This is a genomic window from Staphylococcus sp. EG-SA-2 (assembly GCF_017152085.1).
Window position 1 is genome coordinate 1 of record NZ_JACYHC010001081.1, and the last position, 735, is coordinate 735.

Consider the following 735-nt stretch of genomic DNA (forward strand, 5'->3'; position numbering starts at 1 on the left):
TAATGCTTAAATTAAGCAACTTTTCTAAAAAAGGGAGTATGAAAATGATTAGTACTTTGAATGAAATTATGAAATGTATCGAAGACAACGATACAATTATTATACACAGACATGTTAGACCAGATCCTGATGCATATGGTTCACAACTTGGTTTAAAATACTATATTCAGCAGAAATTTCCGCAAAAGCAAGTATTTGCAGTGGGTGAAGCGGAATCATCATTAAGTTTTATTGGAGAGTTAGATAACATTGATGATAAAACATATCAAGATGCGCTTGTAATTGTATGTGATACTGCCAATGCTCCACGAATTGACGATGAACGTTATAGTACAGGTCGTAAACTTATTAAAATAGATCATCATCCTGCAGTTGATCAGTATGGTGATATTAATTTAGTTAATACGAACGCGTCATCTACAAGTGAAATCATTTACGATTTAATCTCACATTTTAATGATGAAGCAATTGTTAATAAAGATATCGCGAGCGTTTTATATCTTGGTATCGTCGGTGATACTGGGCGATTCCTTTTTAACAATACCTCAGAACATACTATGGAAATTGCTGGAAAGTTAATTGGGCATGATATTGATCATAATGCGCTTTTAAATAAAATGATGGAGAAGGACCCAAAAATGTTGCCGTTTCAAGGTTATGTTTTACAACATTTCGAACTTATGGATGATGGATTCTGCCAAGTTAAAATAACTGAAGATGTATTGGAGCAATTCG

General features: G+C 33.2%; 1 protein-coding gene. It reads left to right on the forward strand.

What is annotated here, in order from left to right; translation table 11 throughout:
• Positions 1-44 precede the first annotated feature (44 nt).
• Positions 45-735 (forward strand): pApA hydrolase Pde2 (pde2, locus tag IDG60_RS18130; RefSeq protein ID WP_206161028.1); only part of this gene is annotated, 691 nt, incomplete at its 3' end.